The sequence below is a fragment of the Paracoccus sp. Z118 genome (assembly GCF_019061185.1).
Lineage (GTDB): Bacteria > Pseudomonadota > Alphaproteobacteria > Rhodobacterales > Rhodobacteraceae > Paracoccus.
Map to the genome: position 1 here is coordinate 1 of NZ_JAHQZU010000006.1, position 26183 is coordinate 26183.

General features: G+C 66.7%; 26 protein-coding genes and 1 pseudogene. 21 read left to right on the top strand and 6 right to left on the bottom strand.

Annotated features, from left to right (window positions below; all coding sequences use genetic code 11):
• Positions 1-93 precede the first annotated feature (93 nt).
• Positions 94-828, bottom strand: a pseudogene (locus KTN05_RS06495) (IS110 family transposase); the annotation flags it as partial.
• Positions 829-907: 79 nt separating this feature from the next.
• Entirely contained in the window at positions 908-1081 is a 174-nt protein-coding gene (locus tag KTN05_RS06500) for a hypothetical protein (RefSeq protein ID WP_217328790.1), read from the bottom strand.
• Positions 1082-1192: 111 nt separating this feature from the next.
• Here KTN05_RS06500 and KTN05_RS06505 point away from each other — a divergent pair, with 111 nt between their 5' ends.
• The 8 genes from KTN05_RS06505 (at position 1193) to KTN05_RS06540 (ending at position 8926) form a co-directional block, all read left to right on the top strand.
• On the top strand, positions 1193-1789 hold the full coding sequence (locus tag KTN05_RS06505; RefSeq protein ID WP_217328585.1) for a hypothetical protein: 597 nt from the start codon (positions 1193-1195) through the stop codon (positions 1787-1789).
• Complete coding sequence (locus KTN05_RS06510) at positions 1737-3740, top strand: phage terminase large subunit family protein (protein WP_217328586.1); 2004 nt, start codon at positions 1737-1739, stop codon at positions 3738-3740. Before KTN05_RS06505 ends, KTN05_RS06510 begins: the two co-directional genes overlap by 53 nt.
• Complete coding sequence (locus tag KTN05_RS06515) at positions 3740-3949, top strand: phage head-tail joining protein (RefSeq protein WP_371823287.1); 210 nt, start codon at positions 3740-3742, stop codon at positions 3947-3949. The genes KTN05_RS06510 and KTN05_RS06515 overlap by 1 nt, the downstream gene beginning before the upstream one ends.
• A complete protein-coding gene (locus tag KTN05_RS06520; RefSeq protein ID WP_217328588.1) occupies positions 3949-5517 on the top strand; it encodes a phage portal protein in 1569 nt (522 codons plus the stop codon). Before KTN05_RS06515 ends, KTN05_RS06520 begins: the two co-directional genes overlap by 1 nt.
• Before the next feature lie 4 nt (positions 5518-5521).
• Entirely contained in the window at positions 5522-7576 is a 2055-nt protein-coding gene (locus KTN05_RS06525; protein ID WP_217328589.1) for a prohead protease/major capsid protein fusion protein, read from the top strand.
• Positions 7577-7653: 77 nt separating this feature from the next.
• Positions 7654-7989: a DUF2190 family protein gene (locus tag KTN05_RS06530; protein WP_217328590.1), complete on the top strand. Its 336-nt coding sequence runs from the start codon at positions 7654-7656 to the stop codon at positions 7987-7989.
• Entirely contained in the window at positions 7989-8300 is a 312-nt protein-coding gene (locus KTN05_RS06535; RefSeq protein ID WP_217328591.1) for a hypothetical protein, read from the top strand. Before KTN05_RS06530 ends, KTN05_RS06535 begins: the two co-directional genes overlap by 1 nt.
• Positions 8297-8926, top strand: coding sequence for a DUF6441 family protein (locus tag KTN05_RS06540; protein ID WP_217328592.1), 630 nt, complete (start codon positions 8297-8299; stop codon positions 8924-8926). Before KTN05_RS06535 ends, KTN05_RS06540 begins: the two co-directional genes overlap by 4 nt.
• Before the next feature lie 30 nt (positions 8927-8956).
• On the opposite strand, the gene KTN05_RS06545 is transcribed toward KTN05_RS06540, so the two are convergent.
• Positions 8957-11077, bottom strand: coding sequence for a hypothetical protein (locus KTN05_RS06545; RefSeq protein ID WP_217328593.1), 2121 nt, complete (start codon positions 11075-11077; stop codon positions 8957-8959).
• Positions 11078-11334: 257 nt separating this feature from the next.
• On the opposite strand from KTN05_RS06545, the gene KTN05_RS06550 reads away from it, so the two are divergent.
• A complete protein-coding gene (locus KTN05_RS06550; RefSeq protein ID WP_217328594.1) occupies positions 11335-11757 on the top strand; it encodes an acyl-CoA transferase in 423 nt (140 codons plus the stop codon).
• Position 11758: 1 nt separating this feature from the next.
• Here KTN05_RS06550 and KTN05_RS06555 read toward each other — a convergent pair whose 3' ends face one another.
• Entirely contained in the window at positions 11759-12646 is an 888-nt protein-coding gene (locus tag KTN05_RS06555) for a GIY-YIG nuclease family protein (protein WP_217328595.1), read from the bottom strand.
• A 105-nt stretch (positions 12647-12751) separates the two neighbouring features.
• Here KTN05_RS06555 and KTN05_RS06560 point away from each other — a divergent pair, with 105 nt between their 5' ends.
• The 3 genes from KTN05_RS06560 (at position 12752) to KTN05_RS18065 (ending at position 14369) form a co-directional block, all read left to right on the top strand.
• A complete protein-coding gene (locus KTN05_RS06560) occupies positions 12752-13690 on the top strand; it encodes a phage tail tube protein (RefSeq protein WP_217328596.1) in 939 nt (312 codons plus the stop codon).
• Positions 13690-14127 carry a hypothetical protein gene (locus tag KTN05_RS06565; protein WP_217328597.1) on the top strand — a complete coding sequence of 146 codons (438 nt, stop codon included), beginning with the start codon at positions 13690-13692 and terminating at the stop codon, positions 14125-14127. Before KTN05_RS06560 ends, KTN05_RS06565 begins: the two co-directional genes overlap by 1 nt.
• A 98-nt stretch (positions 14128-14225) precedes the next feature.
• On the top strand, positions 14226-14369 hold the full coding sequence (locus tag KTN05_RS18065) for a hypothetical protein (RefSeq protein ID WP_254368031.1): 144 nt from the start codon (positions 14226-14228) through the stop codon (positions 14367-14369).
• On the opposite strand, the gene KTN05_RS06575 is transcribed toward KTN05_RS18065, so the two are convergent.
• Both KTN05_RS06575 and KTN05_RS06580 read right to left on the bottom strand, forming a co-directional pair.
• Positions 14359-14739: a type II toxin-antitoxin system VapC family toxin gene (locus tag KTN05_RS06575; protein ID WP_217328598.1), complete on the bottom strand. Its 381-nt coding sequence runs from the start codon at positions 14737-14739 to the stop codon at positions 14359-14361. The two genes, KTN05_RS18065 and KTN05_RS06575, sit on opposite strands and share 11 nt — an antisense overlap.
• Positions 14739-14951 carry an AbrB/MazE/SpoVT family DNA-binding domain-containing protein gene (locus KTN05_RS06580; RefSeq protein ID WP_254368032.1) on the bottom strand — a complete coding sequence of 71 codons (213 nt, stop codon included), beginning with the start codon at positions 14949-14951 and terminating at the stop codon, positions 14739-14741. The genes KTN05_RS06575 and KTN05_RS06580 overlap by 1 nt, the downstream gene beginning before the upstream one ends.
• 70 nt (positions 14952-15021) lie before the next feature.
• Between KTN05_RS06580 and KTN05_RS06585 the strand changes: the two genes are divergently transcribed.
• The 9 genes from KTN05_RS06585 (at position 15022) to KTN05_RS06625 (ending at position 26127) form a co-directional block, all read left to right on the top strand.
• Positions 15022-17493: a phage tail tape measure C-terminal domain-containing protein gene (locus tag KTN05_RS06585; protein WP_217328600.1), complete on the top strand. Its 2472-nt coding sequence runs from the start codon at positions 15022-15024 to the stop codon at positions 17491-17493.
• A gap of 10 nt (positions 17494-17503) precedes the next feature.
• Positions 17504-18109, top strand: a complete 606-nt coding sequence (locus KTN05_RS06590; protein ID WP_217328601.1) for a DUF2460 domain-containing protein — start codon at positions 17504-17506, stop codon at positions 18107-18109.
• Entirely contained in the window at positions 18073-18912 is an 840-nt protein-coding gene (locus KTN05_RS06595; RefSeq protein WP_217328602.1) for a DUF2163 domain-containing protein, read from the top strand. The genes KTN05_RS06590 and KTN05_RS06595 overlap by 37 nt, the downstream gene beginning before the upstream one ends.
• Positions 18909-19160 carry a phage BR0599 family protein gene (locus tag KTN05_RS06600; protein ID WP_217328603.1) on the top strand — a complete coding sequence of 84 codons (252 nt, stop codon included), beginning with the start codon at positions 18909-18911 and terminating at the stop codon, positions 19158-19160. Before KTN05_RS06595 ends, KTN05_RS06600 begins: the two co-directional genes overlap by 4 nt.
• Positions 19150-19587 carry an NlpC/P60 family protein gene (locus KTN05_RS06605; RefSeq protein WP_217328604.1) on the top strand — a complete coding sequence of 146 codons (438 nt, stop codon included), beginning with the start codon at positions 19150-19152 and terminating at the stop codon, positions 19585-19587. Before KTN05_RS06600 ends, KTN05_RS06605 begins: the two co-directional genes overlap by 11 nt.
• Positions 19588-19590: 3 nt before the next feature.
• Entirely contained in the window at positions 19591-23067 is a 3477-nt protein-coding gene (locus tag KTN05_RS06610) for a phage tail protein (RefSeq protein ID WP_217328605.1), read from the top strand.
• Entirely contained in the window at positions 23067-25073 is a 2007-nt protein-coding gene (locus KTN05_RS06615; protein ID WP_217328606.1) for a hypothetical protein, read from the top strand. The genes KTN05_RS06610 and KTN05_RS06615 overlap by 1 nt, the downstream gene beginning before the upstream one ends.
• Positions 25074-25123: 50 nt before the next feature.
• Positions 25124-25378, top strand: a complete 255-nt coding sequence (locus KTN05_RS06620; RefSeq protein WP_217328607.1) for a DUF6127 family protein — start codon at positions 25124-25126, stop codon at positions 25376-25378.
• 74 nt (positions 25379-25452) lie between these two features.
• Positions 25453-26127, top strand: a complete 675-nt coding sequence (locus KTN05_RS06625; protein ID WP_217328608.1) for a D-Ala-D-Ala carboxypeptidase family metallohydrolase — start codon at positions 25453-25455, stop codon at positions 26125-26127.
• The last annotated feature ends 56 nt before the right edge of the window (positions 26128-26183 follow it).

Sequence of the window (26183 nt, forward strand, 5' to 3'; positions counted from 1 at the left end):
CGCTACGACAGATGCCCCATCGTCTTCCTGTCCGCCGTCGCTCTCGCCGCTACCGTCCTCTTCTGGCTCTGAAATCAATGAGTCTGGAGCCTAGTCGCGCGCGGTGCGGAATTGTGTCACGTCCGGTGTCGTTGCAGTAATCGCGCTGGCGGTGATCGCGCCGACGCCCGGGATCGACGCCAGCCGCCGTGCGGTCGGGTCTGTCTTTTGGGCCTGCTCGATCCGCCGCGTGATCTCGTCCACGCGCGCCCGCGTTTCGTTGAACTGCCCAGCGAGCACGTTGATCGCTTCCATCGCGTGGTCCGGCACCGAATGCGCGGCCGTTTCCAGAAGGCGATCAATGTGCTGCACCCCGACAGGGCCTACGACCCCAAATTCCGCCAGATGCGCGCGGATGGCGTTCACAATCTGCGTCATTTGTCGGACCAGCAGATCGCGCGTCCGGTGCTGCAACAGGACGGCCTGATGTGCCTCGGTCTTGACAGGGACAAAGCGCATCGACGGTCGTGTGACCGCCTCGCAGATGGCGGCGGCATCGGCAGCATCTGTCTTCTGGCGCCGGACATAGGGCTTCACATAGGAGGGCGGCATCAGCCGCACATCGTGGCCCAGTTCGATCAGTTCCCGAGCCCAGGCGTGGGCACCAGCACAGGCCTCGATGCCGACGAGGCAAGAAGGCAGTTCAGCGAAGAACCGGACGACCTCAGCCCGACGCAACTGTCGCTTAAGTACCACTTGGCCTTCGACATCGACGCCGTGGAGCTGGAACACGTTCTTGGAAATATCGAGGCCGATCGTCCTCACCGTTTGCGTCTTCTGGCTCTTCATCTCCTAACCTCCCGATGAAAATTGCGATGACTGCGAGTTTGCCATCAAGCGCTGACGGAAGCAGGGGCCATCCATGTCATCAGTTTATCTCGTCGGGGTGGGTCTCGAAATGGTCCGCGCTGAGGGCGGCGAGCCGCTCCAGCATCGCGTCGATCTCGAACTTGGCGGCGAGGAAGGCGTCGAGGGCTTTGTTCGACCGCTCCCTCGAACCGGTGGCGGGAGCGGTCTCAATGTCAGTCGCGCGGCGGGTCATCGGGGTGGCTCCGTGGTAAGTTGCATCGTCCTTCTGGAGACACGTTCCCTCTGTCCGCTGCGCTTATCAACTCGATAAGCGCATGAACTTGAGTGATAATCGGAGCCGTCGATGCAGGGCATGAGCGAGCGCCAGTACGCCGCGCATGTCGGGCTGTCGCGGGGCGCGATCCAGAAGGCGAAGACGGCCGAACGGCTGGTCCTCTATCCGGACGGCAGCATCAACGCGGCGGCCAGCGACGCGCGACGGGCGGAGACGACGGACCCGTCCAAGACCCGCAAGCCGCCCGCGCCGAAGCTGAAGCCGGTCCCCGAAGCGGCCGTGGCCGCCGTCGGCGACACGCTGCGCGAACAGGGGCTGGCTGTCCCGCCCGTTGGCGGCGGCACGACCTTCCTCCAGGCGAAGACCGCGAACGAGGTGCTGAAGGCGCAGGAGCGGCGCATCCGGCTCCAGAAGCTGAAGGGGGAGTTGATCGAGAGGGCCCGCGCGCTGGCGCTGGTGTTCCGGCTAGCGCGGGAGGAACGGGACGCGTGGGTGACCTGGCCCGCGCGCACGGCGGCGCTGATGGCGGCCGAGCTCTCGGCCTCGTGCAGCGACGCGACGGGCCAGCAGATCACCGTGGAGCCAGCCGCGATGCAGAAGGTCCTGGAGAAACATGTACGCGCCCACCTCGACGAACTCGCCGAGGTCCGGCCCGACTTCCGGTGAAGATGCCGCGCTGCCTGACTTCGACGGCGCGGGCGAGATCCTGCGCGCCTGGGGCAGCGGGCTGCGGCCCGACCCGGACCTGACCGTCTCGGAATGGGCGGACCGGCACCGAATGCTCTCGGGCCGCGCCTCGGCCGAACCCGGGCGGTATCGCACGGTGCGCACGCCCTATATGCGCGAGATCATGGATCGGCTGTCGCCCGGCGATCCCACGCAGCGGATCGTGTTCATGAAGGCCGCGCAGGTCGGGGCGACCGAGGCGGGCAACAATTGGATCGGGTTCGCCATCCACCAGGCGCCGGGTCCGATGCTGGCGGTCCAGCCCACCGTGGAGCTGGCCAAGCGCAACTCGCGCCAGCGGATCGATCCGCTGATCGACGAGAGCCCGGAGTTGCGGGAGCGGGTGAAGCCGGCCCGGTCTCGCGACGCGGGCAACACGATGCTGTCCAAGGAGTTCGCGGGCGGCATCCTGATCATGACGGGGGCGAACTCGGCGGTCGGGCTGCGGTCCACCCCGGCGCGCTACATCTTCCTTGACGAGGTCGACGCCTATCCGGCCTCGGCCGACGAGGAAGGCGACCCGGTGACGCTGGCCGAAGCGCGGTCGCTGACCTTCGCCCATCGGCGCAAGGTGCTGCTGGTCTCGACGCCGACGATCCGAGGGCTGTCGCGCATCGAGCGCGAGTTCGAGGCGAGCGACCAGCGCCGGTTCTTCGTGCCGTGCCCGCATTGCGGCGCGATGCAGTGGCTGAAGTTCGACCGGCTGCGCTGGCAGAAGGGCCGCCCGGAGACGGCGGAATATCACTGTGAGGGCTGCGAGCATCCCATCGCGGAACACCACAAGACGGCGATGCTGGAGGGGGGCGAATGGCGGGCGACGGCCACCGCCGCCGATCCGACGACGGTGGGCTATCACCTCTCGGCGCTCTATTCGCCGATCGGTTGGCTGAGCTGGGAGCGGATCGTGCGGGCTTGGGACGCGGCACAGGGGTCGATTGATGCGATCAAGGCGTTCCGCAACACTATCCTCGGCGAGACATGGGTTGAGACCGGGGAAGCGCCAGACTGGCAGCGGCTCTACGACCGCCGCGAGCGCTGGACATCCGGCACCGTACCAGCCGGAGGGCTGTTCCTGACCGCCGGGGCCGACGTGCAGAAGGACAGGATCGAGGTCGATGTCTGGGCCTGGGGTCGTGGGCTCGAAAGCTGGCTCGTCGATCACGTCGTGATCGAGGGTGGGCCGGATCGGCATGACGCCTGGTCGGAGCTGACCGCGCTGCTGGATCGAAGCTGGCCGCACGAACGCGGCGCGCATCTTCGCATCGCGCGACTTGCCATCGACACGGGCTACGAGGCCCCGGCGGTCTATTCCTGGTCGCGGGCGCAGGGGTTTGGGCAGGTATCGCCGGTCAAAGGCGTCGAGGGGTCCAACCGCTCGAGCCCGGTGTCGGGGCCGACTTTCGTCGACGCGACCCAGGGCGGAAAACGCCTGCGGCGTGGTGCGCGGCTCTGGACCGTGGCGGTGTCGACCTTCAAGGCCGAGACCTACCGCTTCCTGCGGCTGGCGCGGCCGACCGACGAGGAGATGGCCGACGGGGCGGCATTCCCGCCCGGCTCAGTGCATCTGCCGCACTGGGTCGAGAACGAATGGCTGAAGCAGTTCGTGGCCGAACAGCTGGTGACGGTGCGCACGAAGCGCGGCTTCGCCCGGCTGGAATGGCAGAAGCTGCGCGAGCGCAACGAGGCGCTGGACTGCCGGGTCTACGCCCGCGCCGCTGCCTGGATCGCGGGCGCGGACCGCTGGTCTGAGGCGAAATGGCGCGACCTCGAGGATCAGCTCGGGGCGGCCCCCACCGACACCAATCCCGCCGGGCAGATCAACCGGCCGGGACAGGCCCCGCAGGGCAAGCGCCGCTCCGACTGGCTCGGGCGGCGCGAAGGATGGTTCTGATGACGGACTGGACGGAAACCGAGCTCTCGGCGCTGCGCCGGGCCTATTCCAGCGGCACGACGCGGGTCAGCTATGACGGCAAGTCCGTCGATTACGGCTCGGCCGAGGACCTGCTCGTCCGCATCCGCACCATCGAGCGCGCCATCGCAGGCACCACACGGCCGCTGCCGGTGGCGGGGCTCGCGGGCTTCAGCCGCGGGGATCGCTGATGTCGGCGACCTGGTTCGACCACGCCATCGCCACGGTGGCGCCGCGCATGGCCGCACGCCGCGTCATGGCGCGTCAGGCGTTCGAGACCCTGACGCGGGGCTATGACGGCGCGGCGCGCGGGCGGCGGACCGAGGGCTGGCGGGCGCCGGGATCCTCCGCCGACACCGAGATCGGAGTCGCCGGGGCGCTGCTACGCGACCGGATGCGCGATCTGGTGCGCAACAACCCGCATGCGGCCAAGGCCGTCGCGGTGCTGGTCAACAACATCATCGGCGCGGGCATCATGCCGCGCGCCGCCAGCGGCGACGACAAACTGGATCGGAAGGTCGACGCTCTCTTCGAACGCTGGACGGCAGAGTGCGACGCCGATGGCCAGCTCGATTTCTACGGGCTGCAGACGCTGATCTGCCGCGAGATGGTGGAGGCGGGCGAGGTGCTGGTGCGCCGCCGCCTGCGGCGCGCGAGCGACGGTCTGGTCGTGCCGCTGCAATTGCAGGTGCTGGAGGCCGACTTCCTCGACGCGACGAAGTCCGGCGCCCTTGGAGCAGGCAGCCTCGTGCAGGGGATCGAGTTCGATCCGGTCGGCAAGCGCCGGGCCTACTGGCTGCACGCGGAGCACCCGGGCGACGCCTATGGGGCCTTGCAGAACGGGTTGCAGAGCCGCCCGGTCCCCGCGACCGAGATCGCCCATGTCTACGAGAAGCAGCGAACGCAGGCGCGCGGCGTGCCTTGGGGGGCGCCTGTGATCCGGTCCTTGCGGGATCTCGACGACTACGAGGTGGCGGAACTGGTCCGCAAGAAGACCGAGGCCTGCGTCACCGCCATCGTCTTCGGCGACGACGAGGCGCAGCAGGGCATCGCGCCCTCCGTGGTCGATGCTGACGGCAACCGGGTCGAGCAGTTCGAGCCGGGCCTGATCGCCTATGCGCGCGGCGGCAAGGATATCCGCTTCAACCAGCCGTCGGCCACCGGCGGCTACGGCGAATACAAGCGGGCCAGCCTGCACACGATCTCGGCCGGGTTCCGGGTGCCCTACGAGCTGCTGACCGGGGACCTCAGCCAGGTGAACTATTCCTCGATCCGGGCGGGGCTTGTCGAGTTCCGGCGCCAGATCGACGCCGTGCAGTGGCAGCTCTTCATCCCGATGTTCTGCGCGCCGGTCTGGCGCTGGTTCACCGAAGCCGCGTGGGCGGCGGGCCAGATCCCGTCGCCGAGCGTGCCGGTCGAATGGTCGCCGCCGAAGTTCGAGGCGGTCGATCCGCAGAAGGACGCGATGGCTAACCTGCTGTCGATCCGCTCCGGCACCATGACGCTGGCCGAGGTGATCGCGAAACAGGGCCGCAACCCCGACGCCGTGCTGGCCGAGATCGCCGCGACGAACGCCAAGCTCGACGCGCTGGGGCTGGTCCTCGACAGCGATCCGCGGCGGGTCACCAAGACCGGCAGCGCACAAACCAAAGACGGGGCCAGCGATCTGGCGACCGATCCGACCGCCGACGAACCGGACACCGACGACCCGGCCGCCAACGCGGACAATGACCCGGCGCAGGCCGACCAACAGGACTGACCCCATGGACACGATGATCGAACTGCCGGCCATGCGCCGGTCGGCGGAGCTTGCGCCGAACACCGCCGATGCCGACAGCCGCACCGTCGAGGTGGTCTGGTCGGCCGGGGCCCGCGTCCGCCGCGCCACCTTCTTCGGCGAGCCATATGACGAGGAGCTCAGCCTCGACCCGGCCCATGTCCGGCTCGACCGGCTGAATGCGGGCGCGCCGTTCCTGAAGGTGCACGAGCTCGACACGCTCGATGCGGTGATCGGTTCGGTCGTGCCGGGCTCGGCGCGGATCGAGAACGGCCGGGGCATCGCGCTGGTCCGGATCAGCGAACGTGCCGATGTCGAGCCGATCTGGCGCGACATTCAGGCAGGCCACATCCGCGCGGTCTCGATCGGCTATCAGGTCCACCGCTTCGAAGTCTCGAAACCCGAGGCCGCCCGCGAACTTTGGCGCGCGGTGGACTGGACGCCCTTCGAGGTCTCCGCCGTCGCGGTCGGCGCCGACCCCGCCGCGGGCTTCCGCGCCCAGCACCCCCTTCATGACTGCGTCCTTCACCGCCGGGACGCCCCTTCCAGCCCAAAAGGACCCATCCCGATGACGGACAAGACCGAAACCCCGGCGAGCGACGCCGCAACCCCCGCCACCCAGCCGACCGAGCCGGTCGAAACCGAGGACACCCCCATGACCGAGCCGAAAGCGGCTGCGCCCGACCCGAAGGTCGCGGCCAGCGAGACGCGCAGCCAGCCGAAGACGCAGGCAACTCCCGCGCCCGACACCGAAGCGGTCGCCACCCGCGCCCGCGAGGCCGAGCGCGACCGCGTCTCCACCATCTACGATCTGGCCGGGCGGCTGAACCTCGAGCGCGGCTTCGCCGAGGATCTGGTCAAGCGCGGCGTCAGCGTCGACGAGTCCCGCCGCCTGATCCTCGACCAGGTCGCGGCCAAGTCGGACGAGACCCGGACCTTCCCGCATGTCTCCGTCCCCCTCGGCGGCCGGGACGAGCGCATCACCCGCCGCGACGCGGTGGCGAATGCGCTGCTGCACCGCTACAGCCCGACGCTGTTCCAGCTGGAGGACGCCGCGCGCCAGTACCGCGGCATGACGCTGCTGGAACTGGCCCGCGAAAGCCTCGGCAATGCCGGGGTGAACACGCGGGGCCTGTCGCGCGATGAGGTCGCGACGCGGGCGCTGCGCTCGACCTCGGACTTCCCCGAGATCCTGTCGGCGGTTACCAACAAGACCCTCCGGCAAGCCTACGAGGCCTATCCCCGCACCTTCATGCTGTTCTGCCGCCAGGTGCTCGCCACCGACTTCAAGGCGATGCACCGGGTGCAGCTCGGAGAAGCGCCGCAGCTGCTGGAAGTCGGCGAGAGCGGCGAGTTCAAGCGCGGCACGCTCGGCGAGAGCAAGGAGAGCTACAAGGTCAAGACCTATGGCCGGGTGGTCGCGATCACCCGCCAGACGCTGATCAACGACGATCTCGACGCCTTCACTCGCATCCCGGCGATGTACGGCAACTCCATCGCCCAGCTGGAGTCGGACGTGGTCTGGGGGATCATCACCGCCAACCCGGCGATGGCCGACGGCAACGCGCTCTTCCACACCACCCACAAGAACCTGGCAGGCACCGGCGCGGCGCTCGACGTCGGCAGTGTCGGCGCGGCCCGCGCCGCGATGGCGAAGCAGACGGGGCTCGACAAGAAGACGGTGCTGAACGTCCGGCCCGCCTTCCTGATCGTGCCGGCCTCGCTGGAACTGAAGGCCGAGCAGCTGGTCGCGCAGAACCTGGTGCCCGCCGCGACGTCCAGTGTGGTGCCGCAGTCGATCCGGACGCTGGCGCCGATCAGCGAGCCCCGGCTCGACGCCGCCAGCGAGACGGCCTGGTATCTGGCGGCCAGCCCGAACCAGATCGACACCATCGAGTACGCCTATCTCGAGGGTCAGCAGGGCGCCTACATCGAGACGCGCAACGGCTTCGACGTCGACGGCGTCGAGATCAAGTGCCGTCTCGACTTCGGCGCCAAGGCGATCGACTGGCGCGGCCTCTACAAGAACCCGGGCGCGTAACCCGCACCCAATGCCGAACCCTGACATGCGGGCGGTCCTGACGGGCCGCCCTTCGTCTTTCCACAAGGATCCTCCCCATGAAAAACTACGTCCAGCCCGGCAACACCATCACCCTGACCGCGCCCTATGCCGTCGCCTCCGGCGATGGCCTGCTCGCCGGCTCCATCTTCGGCATCGCGGCCGGGGACGCCGCCCTCGGCGAGCCCGTCGAGACCGCGCTCACTGGCGTGTTCGACATCACCAAGGTCGGCTCGCAGGCCTGGACCGTCGGCTCCAAGATCTATTGGGACGACACCAACAAGCGCTGCACCACGGTCGCGACCGACAACACGCTCATCGGCGTGGCCGTCGAGGCGGTGGCCAGCGGCGCGGGCGACACCATCGGCCGCGTACGCCTGAACGCCACGTTCTGATGAGCGCCTTCGCCGCCGCCGTCGGCGCGCTCTTCGCCGATCCGAACATCGGCCGGGACGCGGTCTACATCGCCGACGGCGGCGCGCCCGTGCTGGTGCGCGTCGTCGCCCGGCGCGCGGATGTCGTCTCCGACTTCGGCGATACACGGCTCTGGTCCGAGACCACCCGGATCGATCTGCGCGTGGCCGAGGTTGCGAACCCGCGCCCCGGCGACCGTATCGAGATCGACGGCGACGCCTTTCTCATTCAGGGCGAGCCCGTCCGCGACCGCGAGCGGCTGGTCTGGACCGTCGATCTGAGGCATGCGTGAAACTGAAGCTCGACATCGATCCTGACATCGTCGCGATGATGGCGGCCGAGGTCGCGGCGGGCGAGCGCGCCGTGACGGCCGCCATGCGCGAGGCCGGGACCGGGCTGAAGTCGGCCTGGCGGCTGCAGATCACCGCTGCGGGACTCGGCACGCGGCTCGCCAACTCGATCCGCAGCCAGAACTTCCCGAGGTCGGGCGAGAGCCTCGACGCCGCGGCGCTGGCCTGGTCGAAGGCACCGGTCATCGTCGGCGCGCATGACACGGGGCCGCTCATCCGCTCGAAAGACGGGTTCTGGCTGGCGATCCCGCTGCCCGCCGCAGGCAAGTCCCTGCGCGGCGGCCGGATCACACCCGGCGAGTGGGAGCGCCGCCGCGGGTTGCGCCTGCGCTTCGTCTATCGCCGCACCGGCCCGAGCCTGCTTGTGGCGGAAGGACGGCTGAACTCGAAGGGTCAGGCGGTGGTCTCGCGCTCGAAGACCGGGCGCGGCAAGGTCACCGCGCCGATCTTCCTGCTGGTCCCGCAGGTCAAGCTGCCGAAGCGGCTCGACCTCGCGCGGGATGCTGACCGGGCAGCGGACAGCGTGCCGGGGCTGATCGTCGCGAACTGGGTGGACGGGCGGATCTAACCGCCCGTCTCTGCAAGTTTCACCGCCACTTCAGTGAATACGTGCAGCTGGGGTTGCAGCTATCTCCCCCCCGGCATCAATGATGGCTTCCTGTAGAAGTTCGTGAAGGCGGTTCAAGAAAAGACGAGCATCGGCACTCATTGCAGCACTGATCCTCGGCGCTGCGTTCTCGTGGATGGTCTCAATGGTACGGGCACGCAGCGTCGCGGAGCCCGGTCCGCTGTGATCGAATGCATCCCGCCAACCTGCAACTTGGTCGTCAGTGAGGCGACTTTTAGTGAGGTCGTAGAGCCTTCCGAAGACAGCCCGCCTGATCCGGTCCAGCGCCAGTTCACGCTCTTCTTCGTCAGAGGGTAATCGCGTCCATCCAGACGGGCGGTCTAACCACTTCGAAGCCTCCTCCTGCAGCCGCGCGAGGAGGTCTGCGACAGGGGTGAGATTATCGTATTCATCTGCCCAACGAGAAGCGAGCCTGCGACTGAGTGCCTTGATGCGTGTCCAGTGCTCCTTCGAGATGCCGTCGTGATAGGCGAGACCCAGCCTTGCGCGCCAAGGATCTCTGAACGCATCGATTGCGTCGTGCATCGCGATTTCGAGCCCCTTGAGGTCGTAGACCGGGCTGCAATCTGTTTCTTCCGCGGGAGAGGACGCTGCCTGCATCATTTCGATCAACTGCACCAGTTGGCGCTTGAAGCCGCCGGGAAGCCTCAAGGTGGGTTTGTCCAGCCCGCCCAAGAAGACGGAATTCGCGTCCACCTGACGTTCAATAGCTCCGGCTACGCCAGCACCGACGATGTCTCTCAGGCTGGCCACTGCGTTCCCGACTGAGCCGAGAACGTGGTCCCGCTTCTGATCGAATGAGCCCAGATTGGCACCCTTGACCTGATCGAAATGCGTGAACGCGATGGCCAGCTTGTCGGCGAAGCCCGAACTTCCGACGGCGCGCAGCAGTGCCAAGGGCGCCGCCTGCATTGGCTGCTGCGCGTTGTCGACCAGCAAGATCATGTCCACCTTCGCAAACTTGTTCGTGACGCGCGTCGAGACCGACGAAACGCTACTGGCCGTGTGCCCAAGACCCTGACCATCTAGGAGGACAAGCTTCAACTCGGCGGTATCGCCGCCCAGATCAGGGTAAAGGGGGCCCTGAACCCTGATCCCGTCGACAAGTGGTGTCAGCAATCGACCAAACTGCTTGTGATGGTTGCTCGAAAACCAGCGAACAGCGGCGAGGAATTCGTCACGGTCGGGACAGCTGAATGTCCAGATAATCGGCCAGTCGGTTGCCGAGCGCTCGGTGTTTCCGGCGTCAATTTTGGTGAAGCGATCTGCCACCTCATCCATGATGTCGAGGGCAAGGCTTGAGAACTTGGGGTTTCGGAAGGCCTCGACCCCGAAAAGCTCGAGCCAAGTCGCGCGGTCGTCTGCGGTCTTCTGGTCCTTGAGCTTCCCGAGAGACGCTTCGAACGTTGCCCCTGTTTCCTTGCTCAACTCCTTGATGGTGGAGACGAAGCTAGCAAGTCGCTCCCGATGTTGCGCGACTTCTTCCGACGATACGGCCTCCTCGTCATCAACCGCAGCTTCCGCAATCACGTCGTCTTCAAAGGAGAAATCATCATCATCGCTTTCGACAGAAGTCCTCCAGGCACCGAGAATGTAGGATAGACGAAAGCGTTGCTCGCGATGCTCCAGCAGGGCAGCAGCGATCTTTGCGTCTGGCTTTCCCTGAATCGCCTCTAGGCACGCTTCCTCCAGGCACTCATCTATGTGTGCTCGAACTTCGTGCTCCGGCATGAAGGTGACGGCAGCCGAGAAATCGCCAGGAGAGGCAACAATCTCGATGTCGGCAGTTGTGGTCTTAGCTGTCGAAGTCGATGGAAAGCGGTCTTTCTCGGGGTCCGAGCCAATGATGTGCCGCAAGAGAGTTGTCTTTCCCGCCCCGGTCGTACCCAAGAAGAGAATGGTGCCGTAGCCGTCATCCCGATTCGGCAAAGGGATCACGTCGGAGCGTCTTTCCTCAGCATCGTGCGCCACCACCTCTATGCCGTCGAAAAATGCCGATACCACGACTGGGTCGAAACGAAGTTCTGCGTCGTTGCGGCGATCGCCACTCCACCACGACTCATCGTGAAGAAGTTCGTTCAGTTGTCCCACCAAGAGATCGGCGGCAGCATCATCTGAGGTGCCAAGGCCCTTCCGGACCTTGAGGCCCCACTCACCACGACTGTCGGTGCGAACCGGGTGTCGGAACGTGGCGCTCCAACCGGGACGGTTTGATCTTGACTTGGATGCCGTAAATCTGCGCTCTGACATGATGTTGTTCTCCGTTGTTCCAAACCGTTCTAGGGGCTGGCACGAGGCGCGTCAATCCAATTCGGAACAACGCAGAACAACGAAAGGCCGTCTCGCCCATGCCCACCTCCCGCGAAACCATCCTCGCCGCGCTGCACACACGGCTCTCGGCACTACCCGCCACCGCCCTGCGCGGCGATGTGCTGCCAGAGCGTGTGCCGGCCGAAGGCCTGCTGATCTTGCGCGACGGCGAACCAGGGGAGCCGGAGCTGACGCTGTCGCCGCTGCGGTATCACTACCAGCACCGCGCCGAAATCGAGGCGGTCGTGCAGGGCGTCGACCGTGATGTCGCGTTCGATACGCTCACTGCCAGCATCGGCTTGGCACTCGCCGCCGACCGCACGCTGAGGGGCCTCTGCGACTGGGTCGAGGCCGAAGCGCCGCGCCCGGTCGATCTGCCGGTCGAGGGCGCGGCCAGCCTGAAGGCCGCCGTCATCCCATTGGTGCTGCACTATTCGACGGACGATCCTCTCGGTGGGTGACTCAGTTGGCGTTGAGACCTAACGGCTGTCGCGAATGGAGCCGCAGCTTCCAGCTGTTCTCGCGAGCGATGACATCTTCAGCTGGCAGGTCTGGCGCAAGGCGTTCGAGAATGCTGAACCGATAATTGTGAGGGTCGCGGCCGCGCAATTCGCGGTTTCCACCGTGACCATCGCGGGCGTAGACCTGCCACCGACCGAAAATGTTTTCGCGACCGTAGGCGGAGCCGACATAGACCCGACGATCGCTTTCATCGAAAATGAGGTAGATCCCGCGCCATTCAGCCAGCCGCGCCCGCCAAGACGCCGGTAGCGCCAAGAGTTCCGCGAAGGTGAGATCAATCTCGCGCCAGTCAGGCGGCGGGGCTGCGAAAGCGCTTTCTTCGCGGATCGCGCTGACAGGAAAGATCCCGCGGTCCACCCACCGGAACCATGAGCGCTCCGGCGGCGGAAAATCGATGACCAGCCGACCGCGCCAGTTGCTGTAGAAAGGAAGGCGCTCCAGATCGAACTGAAGCTCGGCTCCAACCCGGACCGCTTGCTCTGCTGTGAAACCCTCGTACCCCATTTCCCTGAGGGTAAGGTTTTCCGGTATGCGCCAGAAGGCGTCATGGTCGAGCGCGCGCGCCTCGCCGATGCGATAAAGCCCGACGAAGTGCGCTTTGCCGGGCGAGAGTCCTAGGAAGCTCGCTACAAATTCGGCCCGACGCAGGGCGGTTTTGGGTCGGCCGGGAACGGACTGGTAGACTTCGAAAAGGTCCGGGCGTTCTTCGATAATCCACGGCATCGCGCGGGCAAGTCGGGTCTCGAAGGGGCGGTGGCGCAGCAGGACAATGCGCTCTCTGATGTCTGGGTCGTATCCTTGAAGGCGCAATAGGTCCTTGAAATCCATAGCAGCTCTGCTCTCAGCCCGTTGGGTGCAGCCTAAGCCCAGCGTAACTCGGCAGCAACGCTGCTTTATGTGATCCGCCCAGCGAGGCAAAGAAAGGAGAACACCATGGCACGAGCCCAGGGGGCGCGGGCGCAGATGGCGCTTGCGTTCGAGACCGTATACGGCACGCCGCCCGTGGGCGACTTCACGAAGATGCCCTTCGCCAGCACCACGCTCGGCGCGGAGCAGCCTCTGTTAAACTCCGAGCTTCTCGGCTACGGCCGCGATCCGCTGGCACCGATCAAGGACGCGGTGACGGCGGATGGCGATGTGGTCGTGCCGCTGGATGCCGAGGCGTTCGGCTTCTGGCTGAAGGCCGCGTTCGGTGCGCCGACCAACACGGGCACCGGCCCATGGACGCACGAGTTCCGGTCCGGCGCTTGGACGCTGCCGAGCCTCTCGATCGAGACCGGCATGCCGGAGGTGCCACGCTATGCAATGTATTCCGGCTGCGTGCTCGACCAGATTACCTGGCAGATGCAGCGCTCGGGCCTGCTGACCGCCACGGCGCGCCTGGTGGCGCAGGGCGAGACAGTCGGCACGACCACCAGCGCCGGAACGCCCTCCGCGCTGGAGCTGAAGCGCTTCGGCCATTTCAACGCGTCGATCACGCGGAACGGTTTGGCTCTCGGCAACGTAGTCTCGGCCGAGATCACCTACGCCAACAACCTCGACCGGATCGAGACGATCCGCTCGGACGGGCGCATCGACGGCGCGGACCCTTCCATCGCGGCGCTGACCGGCCGGATCGAGGTCCGCTTCGCCGACCAGACGCTGGTGACGCAGGCCATCAACGGCGAGGCCTGCGAGATGGAGTTCGCCTACGTCCTGCCCTCGGGCGAGAGCTTCACCTTCACCGTGCACGCCTTCTACCTGCCGCGCCCGCGGATTGAAATTTCCGGGCCGCAGGGCGTCCAGGCGACCTTCGACTGGCAGGCCGCCCGTGACAGCGTCGTCGGCCGGATGTGCACCGCCACCCTCGTGAACGATGTGGAGACGTATTGATGCTCACGCTCGACCTGACGAACGCGCCACGCTGGCATGACCTCGCTCCCGGCGTCCGGGTGCAGCTCCGCCCGCTGACCACCGCGCTGATGGTGGCGACCCGCAGCGATCCGGCCGTCGAGGCGGTGCCCGATGAGACGCCCGACGAGGAGCGCGCCGTCGCCTTCGCCAAGGCGCTCGCGCGCCGAGGGGTGCTCGCCTGGGATGGCATCGGCGATGCAGACGGCAAGCCGATCGATCCCAGCCCCGAGGCCATCGACGCGCTGCTCGACGTCTGGCCGATCTTCGAGGCCTTCCAGCTGACCTATGTCTCGAAGGGCCTGCTGCTGGAGCAGGAAAAAAACGCCTCCGCGCTCTCGCCGAATGGTCCTTCGGCGGGGGCGAGCGGTACTGCCAAGCCTGTCAAACAGCGTGCGAAGACTGTCCGGCGTGGCTGAACCGTCCGGAAACACCGGAGGGTTGGCAGGTCTGGGACCTCGTCGGTCGTCTCGGCGGCCAACTGCGTGTCCTGCCCGGAGCCGTCATCGGATGGGACATGTCGGCGGCGCTGGCGCTCGGTGACGCGCTCGGCATCCCGCCGCTTGCCATGGCCGAACTGCTGCCAGTCATCGAAGCCGTGATGGTCCGGAAACTGAATGAGGAACTGGCGGCGAATGGCGGCCCGGGTGTCAAGCCTTGATCTTCTCGATCAGGGTGACGCCAGGCAGACCCTCGAAATGCGCGTCGCAGGTCAGGAGCGTCGCACCCTGCGCGCGGGCAGTTGCGAAGATGATGGCGTCTGCGGTTGCAAGCTTGTGCTCCCGGCAGGCCTCTGCAGCGGCCAGCGCAATCTCGGTGTCGAGCGGGACGACGCTGCAGACCTGCGTGAAGGCGATGACCTGATCGGCCTTGTCCTCACCGACCTCGCGGGTCAGCCATTTCGCAAGCTCCAGTTGAACCATGGTCGGGACGAGCCAGTCGGCCTGTTCGGGTAGATGTTGAGCCAGCGTTTCGCCTGTCAGCGAGCCGATCAGCCACTCGATCCAGGCCGAGGTGTCGACGAGGATCATCAGAACCGGTCCGTCCGGTCGCGATAGTCGGCTGTGGACGCGCCGCGCGCGATGCCCTTCAGCGCCTCCCGCTTCGGGACCGGGACCAGCAGGACACCCGTGCCCTTGGGGATGAACGCGAAGGTAAGCCCGGCCTCCCAGTGCTGCGCCGCGCGGATCGCCTTCGGGATCGAGATCTGGAACTTCGAGGACAGGGTCGCGGTCTCGGCCATAGTCATACCCTCACTGGATCGATGCGGGAAACGTAAGACGCCTATGTGGCGAAAGCAAGGAGTCTGACCGATGGCCGAGAAACGCGTCAGCGTCCGCCTCGCGGCTGTGGGTGGACGGCAGGTGCGCGCCGAACTGGAGGGTGTGGGCGAAGCCGGCGCCAAGGGCTTCGGTCGGCTCAGCCGTGAGATGGAGTTGGCGAACACCCGGCTCGCTGCCTTTGCGCGCCGCGCAGGCGTGGCACTATCAACCGCTGCCGCAGCAGCCACCGCCTCGCTTGGCCTGATTGTCCGCTCCACGGCCGAGAGCGCCGCACAAATCCGGCAGTTCGCGCAGGTCGCCAACGCCACGCCCGAGGCATTGCAGCGCTGGTCGGCTGGCGCCCGGACGGTCGGGATCGAGCAGGAGAAGCTCGCCGACATCCTGAAGGACGTGAACGACCGCGTGGGCGACTTCCTGCAGACCGGCGGCGGGCCGATGGCAGACTTCTTCGAGAACGTCGCCCCGCGGGTCGGCGTGACGGCCGACCAGTTCGCCCGGCTCTCCGGCCCGGAGGCGCTGCAGCTTTTCGTCGACACGCTGGAGCGCGCCGGTCTCAGCCAGCAGGAGATGACCTTCTATCTCGAGGCCATGGCCTCGGATGCAACTCGGTTGATCCCGCTTCTTCGCAATGGCGGCGCCGAGATGGCGCGGCTCGGCGACCAGGCTGCAACCCTCGGCGTGGTGCTCGACGGCGAGGCGCTGGAGGCGCTGCGACGCACTCATTTGGCGCTGGGCACCGTTTCGCTGGCCTTCGAGGGGCTGCGCAACCGGATCGCAGTTGCCGTGGCTCCAACCATCGAGGCTCTGGCCAATGCCTTCGTGGCCCTCGCCTCCGACGGCGGGATCCTGCGGATGGCCATCGACGCGCTGTTCGGCAATCTCGGGCGTCTGGCGTCCTACGCCGCCACCTTCGCTGCCGTCATGGCCGGGCGTTGGGTCGCAGGATTGGCTGCTGCTGCCCTGTCGGTGCGCGGCCTCGCCACGGCGCTGGTGTTCCTGCGCGGCGCGCTGATCCGCACCGGCATCGGCGCGCTGATCGTCGGCGCGGGCGAACTGGTCTACCAGTTCTCGCAGCTGGTGACACGGGTGGGCGGCGTGCGCGAGGCGTTCCGCCTGCTGGGCGATCTGGTACGCGAGGTCTGGTCGCGCATCGGCCTGTCCTTCGACGTGGCATTTGCCACTATGGCCGCTGGCTGGGAGGGGCTGAAGGCAGCCGGGCTCTCGGCTCTCGAAGGCACGATCGCGGGCGTTGTCAGCTTCGGCGACCGGACGGCCGCGATCTTCCAGGGAGCCTATGATGCAGCAGTGGCGATCTGGGGCAGTCTGCCAGGTGCCATCGGCGATTTTGCCTTCCAGGCTGCGAACGGGCTGATCTCGGGCGTCGAGGCGATGCTGAACGGCCTCGTCACCCGCATCAACAATTTCATCAACGGATTGAACGCTGCGCTGGATTTGCTGCCGGACTGGGCGGTCGGCGACGGCGGGGTGCGGATCGGCACGCTCGATCCGGTGGAACTGGCGCGGATCGGCAACCCGTTTGAGGGCGCGGCCGAGGCAGCGGGCGCCGCAGCTACTGACGCATTCTCCGCAGCGCTGGCGCGCAGCTATCTCGACGCCCCTGACCTCGGTCTTGGTGCAGCTGCCAAGGACGCACGCGCCCGAGCCGATGGCTACCGTGAAGCCGCGGGCATGTTGAGCGATGCCGCGACCCGGCCTCTGGCGGCCTGGAACGCGCTGAAAGCAGCGGTGACTGGCGCAAGCGTTTCAGGTGACGACGCCCTCACCGCAGCCACCGAGGCCGCTGACAGGCTTGGTACAGCGCTCTCGGACACAGAGGGAAAGGCCGACGGAGCCGGTCGCGCTGCCCGCAAGGCCGGCGCTGCCGCCAAGGCCGCGGCGGAAGAAGCTGCGACGGGCTGGCGCGCCGTTACCGAGGCGCTCGCAGACTATGCCCGCAGCGCCATGGAGACCGGTCAGCAGATCGGCTCCGCGATGGTCAATGCTTTCAAGGGCGCCGAAGACGCCCTTGTCGCCTTCGTCACCAGCGGCAAGCTCGACTTCAAGGAGCTGACAAACTCGATCCTTGCCGATGTCACGCGGATCGCGCTGCGCTCGGCCATCCTTGGTCCTCTGGCCTCCTCTCTCGGGGGCGCCTTTGGCGGTGGTTCAGGGGGGAACCTCCTGGCCGGAATATTCCATCAGGGTGGCACGGTGGGCGGGCTGGCCCCGATGCGGGCGGTTCCCGCAACGGCCTTCGCCCGCGCGCCGCGCATGCATGACGGCGGTTGGGCGGGGCTCCGAGCTGATGAGGTGCCCGCGATCCTGCAACGTGGCGAGCGAGTCCTGTCGCGGCGTGAGGTCGCGGCGGGGGTTGGGCAGGCTCGACCAGTCCAGATGGTGTTCAACATCACGACACCGGACGCCAATTCATTCCGGCGCTCGCAGGGGCAGATCATGGCGGATGCGCGCTTGGCCATAAGCCGGGCCCAACGGAACAGCTAAGCGAGAAGACATGAGCGGTTTTCACGAGGTCAGGTTTCCTGACGCGATTGCGCGTGGCGCGACCGGCGGGCCGGGCTATGCGACCACCATCATCACGACGAGCGCGGGTTTTGAGCGCCGCAACGTCAATTGGGAGCAGGCGCGCGGGCGCTGGGACGTCGGCAGCGGCATCAAGCGTCGGACCGATTTTGAAGAGCTGATTGCCTTCTTCCGCGCCCGGCAGGGTCGGGCCTATGGCTTCCGGTTCAAGGATTGGACCGACTTCGGCACACCGGCACAGGTTCCCCTGGGCGTGGGCGACGGGACGGCCAGAACCTTCCAGCTGGTCAAGCGCTATACGTCAGGCGGCGCCGAGGTCGTGCGGACCATCACGAAGCCGGTTGCCGGCACGGTGCGGGTTTTCATCGGCGGCGTGCTCCGGCAGACCGGGGTGTCGGTCAGCACGTCGACGGGCCTCGTGACCTTCAGTTCCGCGCCGGCAGCCGGGGCGGTCGTCGCGGCCGAGTGCGAGTTCGACGTACCAGTGCGCTTCGATACGGACCAGATGGCGCTGAGCCTCGAGCACTACGAGCACGGCACTTGGGGCCAGATCCCTATCGTGGAGATCAAGCTGTGAAACAGGTTTCACCTGCTCTGGCCGCGCACCTCGCCGGTCCGGTCACAACCCTCGCCACCTGCTGGTCGATCCTGCGCCGGGATGGAAGGGAGTTCCTGTTCACGGATCACGATCGGGACGTGCTGTTCGACGGCAAAACCTACCGGGCCAGCGTCGGCTATTCCCGCACGGCCATCAGCTCGGACGCGCAGCTCGCGGTCGACAACCTAGACATCGATGGCTTCCTCGATGACGAGGAGATCACCGAGCAGGACATGCGCGCTGGGCTGTTCGACTTCGCCGAGGTCCGCATCTTTCTGGTGAATTGGAAGGCGCCGAGCATGGGCGCGCTGCGGTTGCGGCGTGGCCACCTTGGCGAGGTGACGCTTGCCGGCAACGGCATGTTCCGGGGCGAGCTGCGGGGCATGACGCAGAGGCTGCAGCAGGAGATTGGCGAGTTGTATTCGGCCGAGTGCCGGGCCGATCTGGGCGACGCGAGATGCAGGGTGCCGGTGTTGCCGCCGGTTATCCAGCGATCGACGGGCTATGCGGTCGGCGATATGGTACGTGTGCCGGTTCGGTCTGGCGCCTGGCCCTACGGGATCATGTCCTTCCGCTGCTCCGTCGCCGGCGTCACGGCCGCCTCGCAGCCCGCCTATGCGGAAGGTCTCGGGGCCGCGACGGTCGATGGGACCGCCACCTTTGTCGCCGAGCAGGCCTGGACGCGGCCGGGGATGGTCGAGAGCGTCACGGCTCGGGCCACCTTCACGGGCGCGGTCGAGGACGCGGCGATGCCGACGGATGGTTTTCGGGCGGGGTGGTGACCTGGCTCACCGGGCCGAACGCGGGCCGATCCGTTGAGGTGAAGACCTGGACGCTGGCCACCGGCGCGTTCGAGCTGTTTATCCCGGTGGCCTATCCCATCTCGGTTGGGGATGCCTTCACGGCGGTGCCGGGCTGCGACAAGCGGTTCGCGACCTGCAAGGGCCGCTTCTCCAATATCCTGAATTTTCGCGGCGAGCCTCTGGTGCCCGGCGTCGACTCCACCATGAGCTATCCCGATGCCGTATGATCCCCTTCTGCATGCCCGCGCGGTGCTGGCAGCGCGCGGCTGGCTCGATGTCCCGTTCCGCCATCAGGGCCGCTCGCGCGCCGGGATCGATTGCGTCGGGCTGCTGGTCTGCGTGGCGCGGGAGATGGGCCTGCCCGAGTATGACGTGACCGGCTACACGCGCCGGGCGCAGGGCATGGGCTTTCTCGAGCACTTCCATGCCAACTTCTCGGAGATCCCGCTCGGCGCAGCCATGCCGGGCGATGTGCTGGTGTTCGTGGAGACGGTCTATCCCTGCCACACCGGCATCATGTCCGAGCGGCATGGCGTGCCGCATGTGATCCACGCGCACGCGCCGCGGCAGAAGGTGATCGAGGAGCCCTTCTCAGGCGAGTGGCAGGGCAAGCTGCGGTTCGCGTTCCGGTTCCCGGGCGCCGGGGGGTTCTGATCCATGGCGGTTCTTGCGGTTGCGGGTCTGGGGGCCTGGGGCTCTGCGGCGCTGGGCTTCGGCTGGCAGGCCGGCTGGCTGGTCGGATCGACCGTCGGCTCCTTGCTGCTGAGCAAGACGCCGGATCAGGAGGGCCCGCGGCTCTCGGATCTGACGGTCACGTCGTCGGCCTATGGGGCGCCGATCCCTATCGGGTTCGGGACCATCCGCATGGCGGGCAACATCATCTGGTCGGCCGGCATCCGCGAGGAAAAGAGTTCGGAGCGCGTCGGCAAGGGCGGCGGCCAGAAGGTCACCAGCTATTCCTACTTCGCCTCCTTCGCCATCGCCTTCGCGGAGGGCGAGGCGCAGGATGTCCTGCGGCTCTGGGCCGATGGGAAGCTGATCTATGACAAGCGCGGCACTGGCGCGAGCATTGCGAAGTCGAGCTTCAAGATGCGCTTTCATCCGGGCTCCGAGACGCAGCTGCCCGATCCGCTGATCGAGTCGGTCGAGGGCGCGGGCAACGTGCCGGCGCATCGTGGGCTGTGCTATCTCGTGTTCGAGGACCTGGCGCTGGGCGATTTCGGAAACCGAATTCCCAACATCACGGCTGAGATCACCTTTGCCGGATTGTCTCTGCAGCCTTGGCAGGGGTTGGACCAGATTTCGCAAGACGAGGGTGGGATCTTTGGGTCGACCTATCAGGTTGACGAGTGCGCCATCGATTGGACGCGCGGCGTTGCCTACGTCGTCTCCTCTAGTCCCAGCTGGGGTATCCGCCGGGTTAACCTTCGCACGATGAAGGAGGATCGCCAGCAGTTCTTGTCCGACATTGCCGCAGAGGGGCCGTATACTGGGCCGCACGCCCTGTTCTGCGGTCCCGACGGCTATCTCTACATGAGCATCGGGGGCGCATCCAACACCGTGCCCGTCATCCGGGTGGAGCCCGACAGCCTGCGCGAGGTGGCGCGGTTCGGCGAGCTGAATTACTACTCTCTGGTCAACACGACCACGAGCTTTGCGAATGTCCAGCTGATGGGCATGATCACCGCCTTTGGCGCGCCGGGGCGCTCGGACTTCCTGCTGACCGGCTCGCTCTTTAGTGACGTCGGGCTGCTGGCTGCGGACGGGATGCGGTATGTCTGGGGCGCTGGCCAGAAGATTGACGAGACCCAAGTGGCCGGGGTTGCCGGCGGGGCGTCTGGGGCCGGCTTTGGCGAGGGCTGGGTTCTCGGCAGCGCGCGCAGCGGCACCAACCATGCCCAGATGGGCCTCTATCGTATGCGGGTCCAGCCGGGCGCCTCTTATGATCCGGCGCTGCAGCTGACCATGGGCGTGACCTTTGAAAAGCGCGCGAGCCTTTCGCCCTCGGAGATCGAGGCGGGGGCAACCGGCTTTTACAACCCGGCGGGCCGGCTGTCCTATGATCCGACAGACGACAGCCTGATTTTTCAGGTGCGGATGTCCAACGGGGGCAGCCCCGGCAATGTCTACGCCGTGAAGTGGCGCGACGGCTTCGGCATCCTCTGGAAGACCCTTGTTCCCTCCATGCCCATCTATACTCGGGTGCCATCAGCAGACCGGCTGCAGGGCGGCCGCTGGGCCTTGCTCATTAGCAATCGGGTGATCCAGCTCGACACCACCACGGGGGCGCTGATCTACGACGAAAGATGGCCGAACGATATCAGCGTGCGGGGCTTCTATTATTACGACTCCGTCTCGGACTCCATCGTTGAGGGGTCCACCGCCAGTGGGGTTGCGCGGCTCTATCTCAACCGCAGCGGGGGTGAGGGCGCGACAGTCGGTAGCATCGTGTCGGAACTGTGCGGTCGGGCCGGTCTTGTGGCCGGGGATATCGAGACGGCCGAGCTGTCCGATGTCGTCCCAGGCTATGTGATAGCGCGACCCTCGAGCGTGTGGGCTTCCATCGAGCCCTTGGCGCAGGCGTTCTTCTTTGACGGCGTCGAGAGCGACGATCTGCTGAAGTTCCGCAAGCGCGGCCGGGCGCCGGTGGCCACACTCGATGCCGATCTGCTGATGACCCTTGATGCGGAGAGCGGGGAGACGTGGCGGGAGCAGCGCACGCAGGACGTGGAGCTGCCCGAGCGGGTCAACGTGATCCACATGGATTCGGAGCTGGATTACCGTCAGGGCGCCCAGCAGCAAAAACGGGTGTCGATGCCCTTCCAGACGATGTCGTCGCGCAACCAGCTTGCGTTCGAGTTGCCCATGGCGATCACGGCCAGCACGGCAAAGAACATCGCGGCAAAGGTGCTCTATTCCGCCTGGATCGAGCGCAGCCGGCACGAGGCGCTCCTGCCCAGCGACTACCTGCTGCTCGAGCCGACGGACGTGGTGGACGTCACGCTGCCCGGCGGGGCGTTGCTTCGGACACGGATCGAGCGCCTGGACGTCGGGGCCGATTACAGTCTGTCCATCAAGTCGGTGTCGCAGGAGGCGGCCAGCTACACGGTCGATCTGATTGCCGATGGGGGCAGCGGTCGGCCGTCGCAGGTGCTGGCCGGCGATCCGTTCACGCGGCTGATCGTTCCTGACGTGCCGCTCTTGCGGGATGTCGATGATACCGGCGGCGCCGGCAGTCGCGTCTATCTCATGGCTGGCGGCTATGGGGACGCAAACTGGCCCGGGGCTTCGGTCTACAGGAGCCAGGACATGGCCGTCTGGGACATGACCAAGCGGCTAACGCGCGAGATCGCTTATGGCGCTACCGCCACGGCGCTCGGGGATCCGGCTTCGGTCTTTGCGACCGACGAGGTGAACGCGCTGCACGTGTTCATGACGACGGGGGCGGATCGGCTCGAGAGCGTGACGCAGGAGGCCATGCTGAACGGGGCCAATGCGGCGCTGGTGATCAAGGCGAACGGCGAGCCCGAGGTGATCCAGTTCCGCGAGGTGGCGCCGGTTGCGGGTGGTGGTTTCGTGCTGCGCGGGCTGCTGCGTGGCCGTCGCGGGACCGATGGGTTTGCGACCGGGCATCAGGCCGGGGAGACCTTCGTGCTGCTCGACCCGGCCGCGATGGAAGGCCTGACCGTGGCGTTGGGCGATCTGAGCGTGTCGCGCTATTGGCGCGCGGTCGGCTCTGGCCAACTCTTTGATGATGCCGACACCCTCACGCGGACCAATACCGGCCGGGACCTGATGCCCTATGCGGTGGCGCAGCCGCGAGGCGTGGTGTCGGGCGGCAGCATCGTCCTGTCCTGGATCAGACGGACGCGGATCGGCGGCGAGCTGCGCGATGGCACCGGGACGGTCCCACTCGCCGAGGCGAGCGAGGCCTACGAGGTCGACATTCTCGCTGGGCCCGGGGGGGCGGTGCTGCGCACGCTCTCGGCTTCGAGCCCGACGGTCACCTATTCGAGCGGCGACATCGCGGCCGACTTCGGCGCCATTCCCGCAACCCTTTCGGTCGTCATCTACCAGATGAGCGCCGTCATCGGCCGGGGCTTGCCGCGCGCCGTCACCTTGGAGATTGCCTGATGCCCAGCCCCAACCTCGCCGCGCCTCATGTCGCCGCCTCGCAGAACCAGAAAGAGGTGACCATCAACGACGCAACGGACGCGCTCGATCTGGCGATCACGGCGTCGCTTGGCATCGACTGCTCGGCCGGCGGCTCGATCTCGGTTACCTCGGATCAGGCACGGCGCCATGTGCGCCTGTCCCTGACCGGCACACCGGCGGGCGATTTTACGCTGCTGCTGCCGGCCGTCCCGCGGATGGTGCTGATCCAGAACGCGACGGGGCGGCAGGTGACCGTCAAGAACGCGAGCGGCGCGACGGTCGTGCTGGGCGCGGGCATCCAGAGCGTGTTCTACAGCTCGGGCAGCGGGGTGAGCGTGGCGGGCAGCGCGTCTGCCGCGCCGGCGCAGGTCTATGACTTCGGCATGCTGACCTTTTCAACGCCTGGCGCCTCTGAAACGCTGGGCAAGGTCACGATCCCGCGCGCCGTGTCGCTGCCGGCGGACTTAGCCGGGTCGGCCGGGCATGTCGATGTCAATCCAGCTGCGTCCTTTGAGATCGACGTGACGCGCAATGGGGTGTCCGTGGGGACGATCACCATCAGCACGGCGGGGGCCGTATCCTTCGCAACGGCAGGCGCCGCCGCGGTGGTGCTGGCAGCCAGGCGATGTGGTGCGCTTCGTAGCGCCCTCGGTGGCCGATACCACCATTGCCGGCATTTCCGTGACCATCGCCGGGAGCCTCTTGTGATGCCGCTTCTGTTCTCCAGCCTGTTCAGCACCGGCGCCGGCGCTGCGCCGCCCGAGCCGGTGGTCGAGCCTGTGAGCTTCGTGGATGGCGTTGCCATTGCCAACCAGACTGCGAACGGGAGCCGGACGCTGTCTTTGACCACGCATCAGCCCGGGGACCTGCTCGTGGCGATGATCGCAAATCGGGAAAGCACGACTCCGCCTGATTTGCTTGCCGGCTACTCCGATGTCGTTTCTGCCGCAGAGGGGGCTACGGCCAGTGCCCCCCTTTCTGGTTACCGGGGCTATCGGATGCAGGTGAAGGTTGCGACGTCGTCCAGCGAAACGATCAGCTGGACCGGCGCCTATGGCTTCCTGATCGCCTTGCGCGGGGCGAACTATATTGGCCGCGTTGGACAGTCGGTCTGGAGGGGCGTTGTCGGCGCCTGGCTCGCGCCGGCGCTTTACGATCTCGACATCTCGGGGATGGGATTCCTGCTCTCGGGGACGATTGGCTCGGACGTCTTGGGGACAGTGAATGCACCCTACCAGGTTCTGGCTCCGGCCAGCACCAGCTACCGCTTCGCCGCGTTCCGGGCGCAGAACACGTCCGAGCGGATGATAGACTTGCACATGGTGCCTCCTGCGAACTGGAATGCAAACTTCTGGTCGGTGGAGTTTCTGCCGGTTCCCCCTGCAACGGTGGCGCCGCCGGCAGGCGCTTGGCTGCTGGATGCGACGAGGACGCAGGCGGGCTATCAAACCTGGCGCGGCGGATTGGCGGTCGTCAACGCCATCGGCGGGCAGAATTTACAGGGCTTCGTGCCTACCGTTAATTCGTTCTCGAGCGGCAAGAGATATTGGGAGGTCGAGTGTTCCGCCGGGCTCACGCCGACGACGAATTACAACGGCTACATGGGGATCGTGACTGAAGAGCACAGATCGTCCTGGGGTTCGTCAAACCCGCTGAACCTCGGCAGTATCGGCTATCGTGGAGACGGCTCCATCTGGTCGACAGACGGCAGCTCGCCTGGTTCCGTCAGGACTGGCATGGCCTCCTATCGTCCCGCCGATGTTCTGATGTTCGCCTTCGATCCGGCCACGCGGGGTCTCTGGGTCGGGAAAAACGGGGTTTGGTCGAACAATCCCGATACGCAGTCGCCCACCTATGCCGCCGGGGTCGGCAGCGTCTGGTATCCCGTAATTCAGGGCCGCGAGCCAAACGAGGGCGGTTCGCTGCGCTCTCTGGCATCGCAGTTCAGCTATCCCATCCCAGCCAGCTGCATCCCGCTCGGATGAGCTGCATGGAGGATCCGATGACACCACCCCGATCCGAGGGCTTCGTGCGCATGCCCGACGCCGAGTTCGAGGCAATTCTTGCCCGGGCGGCCGAGGAAGGCGCGAAGCGTGCGCTGGCCGATGTCGGTCTCGACGGCGACGAGGCAGCGCTCGACATCCGCGATCTGCGCTCCCTCGTGGACTGCATCCGGCTGGTCCGCCGCACCGCGATGCAGACCGCCGTCCGCATGATCACCACCGGCGTCATGCTGGCGCTGCTCGCGGGCATCGCCATCAAGCTCAAGATCTTTGGCGGCGGTCCGTAGAGCCGCATCATCCGACCTGCTCGACCGACCGCACCTGCCCTTGAGGCGGGTTTTTTTGTTATTCGGAGGATTCCATGACGGCGAACTTCTACCGCCACTGGCGAGACGTGCCCGAGCGATCCTGGCGCTGGCCCAATTTCAGCCCGGCCGAGATCGCCTGCCGGGGCACCGGTCAGCTGCTGGTCAACGAACCCGCGCTCGACAAGCTGCAAGCGCTGCGCGACCGGCTGGGCAAGCCGCTGATCGTCCGCTCCGCCTATCGCAGCCCCGAGCACAACCGCGCCGTGGGCGGCGCGACCCGCTCCAAGCACCTCGACGGCGCCGCCTTCGACATAGCCATGTCGAACCACGACCCGGTGGCCTTTGAGGCGGCCGCGCGGGAGGTCGGGTTCCTTGGGTTCGGCTTCTATCCGCGATCGGGGTTCATCCATGTCGATCTCGGTCCGGCGCGGCAGTGGGGCGAGCGTTTCCCGGTCCGGGCGAGTGCCTTCGCGGAAGAAACGCGACCAGGGCGCGAGGTTTTGGCCGCCAGCCGCACCATGAAGGGCGGTGGCGCCGCTGGCGTGGCGACGTTGAGTGCTGCGGGCGTGGAGGTCGCGCAGAGCGTCCTGGCGGAGACCCAGTCCGCCATTCTGCCGCTCGTGCCGTATCTCGACACGTTGCGCTGGGTGCTCATCGCCGTGGCTCTCGGCGGCATCGCGGTCACGATCTACGCCCGGCTCGATGACTGGAAGCGGGGGCGGCGGTGAACGCAGGGCTGCGTGGAGCGTCCGCCGCAACGCACGGGGGCATGGTCGCTCTACTT